We start from the raw sequence: 6,299 nt of genomic DNA on the forward strand, positions 1-6,299 counted from the left end.
TTTTTCCATTAGCATTAGCTTAATAAGAAGTTATCAAATAATATACCATCTATTTGACCATTTCTAAGCATACTATTAATCTCTCGTTTAATATCAGCTTTTAACTGTTCCCTACCTTCATTAGTTCGCAATTGATCATAAGTATAAGAACTAAGTATAGTAGTAATTCTGTCCCTTATCATATAAAATCTTTCAGGAAGTTCTACTGCAAGCTGTTTAACATTAGTTGTATAAGTTAATATTATACTAACTTTAACATATCTTGCTACATCCATATCAGCTGTATTTACGTTAAATTCTGGATCGATACGATAAATTGATGGTGGTGGCTGTTTTACCATATCATCAACTACACCGCCTTGTACACCTGCAGCCTTTCCTACACTTTTAGAAACGAAAAACGCTATAAGCCCAGATATTAAAGCCACAACTAAAATGGCAGCAACTCCCATAAGTATTTTGACAATCATAGGGCTTAAACCAAATTTTTTCTTTGGTGTAGCTTCGGCTTGTTCCTCTTCTTCGCCTTCTTCCAAGTCTAAGTTTTCTTCGTCTGCCATATAATTTCCTCACTTAAATTAATATGTTTGTTTCAATTATATAACAGTAAAATAAAATTAGCAACTCTTATGTTAACTTTAATCTTTTTTACTGTCTTTATATATAATATCGGTAAAGTAAAAAAACACTTAACATATTTTTTATGCAAAAGTAAAAAAATATTATGTTGCTTTTTTTTCTTTAATCGTTATAATTTTAGAAAGTAATACATCATAAGGAGTATAATATGAGAGTTTTATTAAAAGCTGAAGAATACGAAAAAGTGTTTCCTAGATTAGCAGCTGAGATTATAGAAAAAGAGGATATGGAAAAGCTAGCTATAGTTGGAATAAGAAGACGCGGGGACTTTTTAGGCATAAGATTAAAAAAACTTTTAGAAGAAAAAATTAAAACTGATATACCTATCGGAGCAATAGACATAAATCTTTATAGAGATGATTTATCTTCTCTTTCTGAATTTCCTGAAATTAAAGAAACTGATATACCTTTTGATATTACTGGAAAAACTATACTGCTTGTAGATGATGTGCTTTATACCGGCAGAACTATTAGAGCAGCTTTAAATGCTTTATTTGATTATGGAAGACCTAAAAAAGTAGCATTATTGGTATTAGTTGATAGATTCGGCAGAGAATTACCTGTATCTGCTAATTATGTAGGACTTGCCTTAAATGTACCTCAAGATCAATATGTATCTGTAAGAGTTAAAGAATTAGAAGGTGAAGATTTAGTACTATTAAAAGATAAAAATTAATTTTTTAAAAATAAATAAAACAATATAATAAAAAAGGGGCTTAAAATTAAGCCCCTTTTTTATTGTTTAATCACCAAATTTTCTAAATAATGATGAATACATATCATAAAACTCTGTTTTTGAGAAATCACCTAAATCTTCAGGAGACATCTTTTCTACGATATTCTTAAAGTATCCGAACAACTTCTTGAATTTATTAGCCTCACTTTCTGAAAGTAATATATCTTGTTTTGAACTAAATTCATTAGCATTTCCATTTGATTCTTCTGATTCAAATAATTTTATAGCATAATCCAAATCAGATTGAGTTATTTCTCCGTCAAAATCATCATCATCAGGAATTTTGTTTTCTTCTTCCCTCAAGATAGGCTCATCGTCATCATCATCACCCAATTTGAATTCATCTTCAACCGCTACATTACCATCTAAATTTTCTTTTTCAATAGTTTCTAATTCTTTTTCTTCAGACATGTTAGTCTCCTTATTTAAAAGTTCTTCCATAGAATCAAAATTTTCAACGGATTTTACTTTAGTTTCTTCTTCATTATTATTTATATTTTCTTTGTTAAGATCATTATCTATATGGATAAGTTCTTCACCATCATCATCATCATTTTGACCTTTCATAATATTTTCTAATATATCAAGATCGGAATCTTTTATTTCTACCAAATTCTCTAATTCTTTATCTGTGATATCAGCTACCGATTCTTCTGATGAATGCTTAGATACTTCTTCTTTTGGTTCTTCTACTGACTCACCACTTGAAGAAGCATTCAAGTAGCTATTGTACATTTCTTTTTCTTCTTCAGATAATTCTGATTCTGATGAACTGTCTATTTTATTCAAATAGCCTTCGTACATAGCTTTATCTTCATCTGTCAAATCTTCTTCATTATTGATTATTATCTCTTCTTCTGGTTCTTCAACTTTCTCATCTTGAACTACTTTTTCTGCTGCAGTTTCTTCTGCTACCTCTTCGCTTGAAGGCGTATTCAAATAGCTGCTAAACATTTCTTTTTCTTCTTCAGATAATTCTGATTCTGATGAGCTGTCTATTTTATTCAAATAGCCTTCGTACATAGCTTTGTCTTCTTCTGTCAAATCTTCTTCATTATTAATTATTATCTCTTCTTCTGGTTCTGCAACTTTTTCATCTTGAACTACTTTTTCTGCTGCAGTTTCTTCTGCTACCTCTTCGCTTGAAGGCGTATTCAAATAGCTGTTAAACATTTCTTTTTCTTCTTCAGATAATTCTGATTCTGATGAGCTGTCTATTTTATTCAAATAGCCTTCGTACATAGCTTTGTCTTCTTCTGTCAAATCTTCTTCATTATTAATTATTATCTCTTCTTCTGGTTCTGCAACTTTTTCATCTTGAACTACTTCATCTATTGCAGTTTCTTCGGAAGATGATTCTGGTACAGATTCTTCTATATTTTCTTCTACTAAAGATGATTCTTCTTTTGGTTCTTCAGCACTTAATTCTTGTACTGTTTCTTCTTGTTGAGATAATTCTTCTGTTACATCTTCACTTGAAGGCGTATTCAAATAGCTGCTAAACATTTCTTTTTCTTCTTCAGATAATTCTGATTCTGATGAGCTGTCTATTTTATTCAAATAGCCTTCGTACATAGCTTTGTCTTCTTCTGTCAAATCTTCTTCATTATTAATTATTATCTCTTCTTCTGGTTCTGCAACTTTTTCATCTTGAACTACTTCATCTATTGCAGTTTCTTCGGAAGATGATTCTGGTACAGATTCTTCTGTATTTTCTTCTACTAAAGATGATTCTTCTTTTGGTTCTTCAGCACTTAATTCTGGTACTGTTTCTTCTTGTTGAGATAATTCTTCTGTTGCATCTTCACTTGAAGGCGTATTCAAATAGCTATTGTACATTTCTTTTTCTTCTTCAGATAATTCTGATTCTGATGAACTGTCTATTTTATTCAAATAGCCTTCGTACATAGCTTTGTCTTCTTCTGTCAAATCTTCTTCATTATTAATTATTATCTCTTCTTCTGGTTCTGCAACTTTTTCATCTTGAACTACTTCATCTGTTGCAGTTTCTTCTGGTACTGTATCTTCTACTGATTCTTTATTATCTAAGAGTTCTTCTTCTTTTTCTTTTTTTGCTCTTATATAATCTTCATACATATCTTTAAACTTAGATATATAATCATTATCTATATTATTAGATACTTCCAATGAAGATGATTCTTCACTGTCATTTGATAATTCTTTCAAGCTTTCTTCTTTGGATTTTATATAATCCTCGTACATCTTCTTGAATTTTTCTATATAATCATCATAAGAATTATCTTCTTTTGAAGCTTCTACTACATTGTATAGATATTCCTCATAAAGCTTCTTAATATACTCATTTGGAGAAGGAGCATTTTCCAAATCTTTTATTATTTCTATATGAGAAGTTGTATAGTCTTCATTTTCATTATTAGGAACTTCACTCTCTTCTTTTTCTTTTTTAGATGCTACATAATCTTCATACATCTTTTTAAATTTAGATATATAATCATTATCTATATTATTAGATACTTCCAATGAAGATGATTCTTCGCTGTCATTTGATAATTCTTTCAAGCTTTCTTCTTTGGATTTTATATAATCCTCGTACATCTTCTTGAATTTTTCTATATAATCATCATAAGAATTATCTTCTTTTGAAGCTTCTACTACATTGTGTAAATATTCCTCATAAAGTTTTTTAATATAATCACTTGGTAAAGGAGCATCTTCAACTATAATATTTATACTAGATTTTTCAGAGTTATCTACTATTTCTTCTAGTGCTTCATCAACGACTTCTGATAATGTGTAATTATTTTCTCTATAATCATCTATGATATCTTCTTCATTTTCATTTATGTAGCCGTCGTCTATTTCTTCTAATTCTTCATCTACTACTTCTGATAATGTGTAATTATTTTCTCTATAATCGTCTATGATATCTTCTTCATTTTCATTTATGTAGCCGTCGACTATTTCTTCTAATTCTTCATCTACTACTTCTGATAATGTGTAATTATTCTCTCTATAATCGTCTATGATATCTTCTTCATTTTCATTTATATAGCCGTCGTCTATTTCTTCTAATTCTTCATCTACTACTTCTGATAATGTGTAATTATTTTCTCTATAATCGTCTATGATATCTTCTTCATTTTCATTTATATAGCCGTCGTCTATTTCTTCTAATGCCTCATCTACAATTTCAGATAATGTATAATTATTTTCTCTATAATCATCTATTATATCTTCCTGAGCTTCTTCTATAGCATGCATAGCTTCTTCAGCTTTTTCTTGTATTCTTTCTATTGCCTGAATAGCTTTTTCAGCCTTTTCTTGTATTTTTTCTATAGTTAGAATAACTTCTTCTGCTTGTTCTTGTATTTTCTCCATACTTTGAGGATTATCAGCATTTTCATAAGATAATTTCTCTTTATTTATTTCTTCTGATGCATATTCTTCTAATTTTTCTGCCTCAGCTATTTTTTCCATTAATGGTTCTAATTGTTCTATTACTTCTTCTGTTAATATTGCTTGATCTTCTATATTTGGTAATTCTTCAAGCACTTCGTCTGATACTTGCTGTTCTTCTATACTTTCTGTTGTTTCAGTTTCTTCTTTTAATACTGGTTGTTCTTCTAATTGTGCAGGTTCTTCAAAATGTTCTAATGCTTCTTCAACTATTAATTCTGGCTGGTCTTCTGACTGTTCTGAAGTTGGTTCTTCTTCTATAGTTTCTATTTCTTCTGATAATGGTTCTTCCTCTGATCGTACAGATTCTTCTGTTGTATCAACAGGAATTGGTTCTAATTGTTCTATTATTTCTTCTGATAATGGCTCTGGTTCTTCTATAGTCTCTATTGGTTCAGCTGTTCCTTCTGATTGTACTGGTTCTTCAGAAACTTCTGATGTTTCTTCAGCCATTGGTTCTGGCTGGTATTCTACCTGTTCTGATAATGGTTCTTCTATAGTTTCTGTTGGTTCAACTATTTCTTCTGATTGTACTGGTTCTTCTACAACTTCTGATGTTTCCTCAGCCATTGATTCTGGTTGGTCTTCTGCCTGTTCTGATAATGGTTCTTCTATAATTTCTGTTGGTTCAACTATTTCTTCTGATTGTGCAGGTTCTTCAAAATGTTCTAATGCTTCTTCAACTATTAATTCTGGCTGATCTTCTGACTGTTCTGAAGTTGGTTCTTCTTCTATAGTTTCTATTTCTTCTGATAATGGTTCTTCCTCTGATCGTACAGATTCTTCTGTTGTATCAACAGGAATTGGTTCTAATTGTTCTATTATTTCTTCTGATAATGGCTCTGGTTCTTCTATAGTCTCTATTGGTTCAGCTGTTCCTTCTGATTGTACTGGTTCTTCTACAACTTCTGATATTTCCTCAACTATTGATTCTGGCTGGTATTTTACCTGTTCTGATAATGGTTCTTCTATAGTTTCTGTTGGTTCAACTACTTCTTCTGATTGTACTGGTTCTTCTACAACTTCTGATGTTTCTTCAACTATTAATTCTGGCTGGTCTTCTGACTGTTCTGAAGTTGGTTCTTCTTCTATAGTTTCTATTTCTTCTGATTGTACTGGTTCTTCAGTAACTTCTGATGTTTCCTCAGCCATTGATTCTGGCTGGTCTTCTATTTGTTCTGAAGTTAATTCTTCTTCTACATTTTCTGTTGGTTCAACTATTTCTTCTGATTGTACTGGTTCTTCAGTAACTTCTAATGTTTCTTCAACTATTAATTCTGGTTGAACTTCTGACTGTTCTGAAGTTGGTTCCTCTATAGTTTCTGTTGGCTCTGTTACTTCTTCTGATTGTACTGGTTCTTCTACAACTTCTGATATTTCCTCAACTATTGATTCTGGCTGGTATTCTACCTGTTCTGATAATGGTTCTTCTATAATTTCTGTTGGTTCAACTATTTCTTCTGATTGTACTGGTTCTTCTACAACT

General features: G+C 30.7%; 3 protein-coding genes. 1 reads left to right on the plus strand and 2 read right to left on the minus strand.

The window, feature by feature from the left end:
* Positions 1–14: 14 nt before the first annotated feature.
* Positions 15–560, minus strand: coding sequence for a flagellar basal body-associated FliL family protein (gene fliL, locus Q0K52_RS09620; RefSeq protein ID WP_297298866.1), 546 nt, complete (start codon positions 558–560; stop codon positions 15–17).
* A 227-nt stretch (positions 561–787) separates the two neighbouring features.
* Between fliL and pyrR the strand changes: the two genes are divergently transcribed.
* Complete coding sequence (pyrR, locus tag Q0K52_RS09625) at positions 788–1,315, plus strand: bifunctional pyr operon transcriptional regulator/uracil phosphoribosyltransferase PyrR (RefSeq protein ID WP_297298868.1); 528 nt, start codon at positions 788–790, stop codon at positions 1,313–1,315.
* Positions 1,316–1,381: 66 nt separating this feature from the next.
* On the opposite strand, the gene Q0K52_RS09630 is transcribed toward pyrR, so the two are convergent.
* On the minus strand, positions 1,382–6,299 hold a 4,918-nt coding region (locus Q0K52_RS09630), incomplete at its 5' end, for a hypothetical protein (RefSeq protein ID WP_297298870.1).

Origin of the sequence: uncultured Brachyspira sp., from assembly GCF_944390845.1 — a bacterium.
GTDB lineage: Bacteria > Spirochaetota > Brachyspiria > Brachyspirales > Brachyspiraceae > Brachyspira > Brachyspira pulli.

What these genes read in the sequence shown, in the direction of transcription:
- fliL (WP_297298866.1), bottom strand. Translation starts at nt 560, where the DNA reads ATGGCAGACGAAGAAAACTTAGACTTGGAAGAAGGCGAAGAAGAGGAA.
- pyrR (WP_297298868.1), top strand. Translation starts at nt 788, where the DNA reads ATGAGAGTTTTATTAAAAGCTGAAGAATACGAAAAAGTGTTTCCTAGA.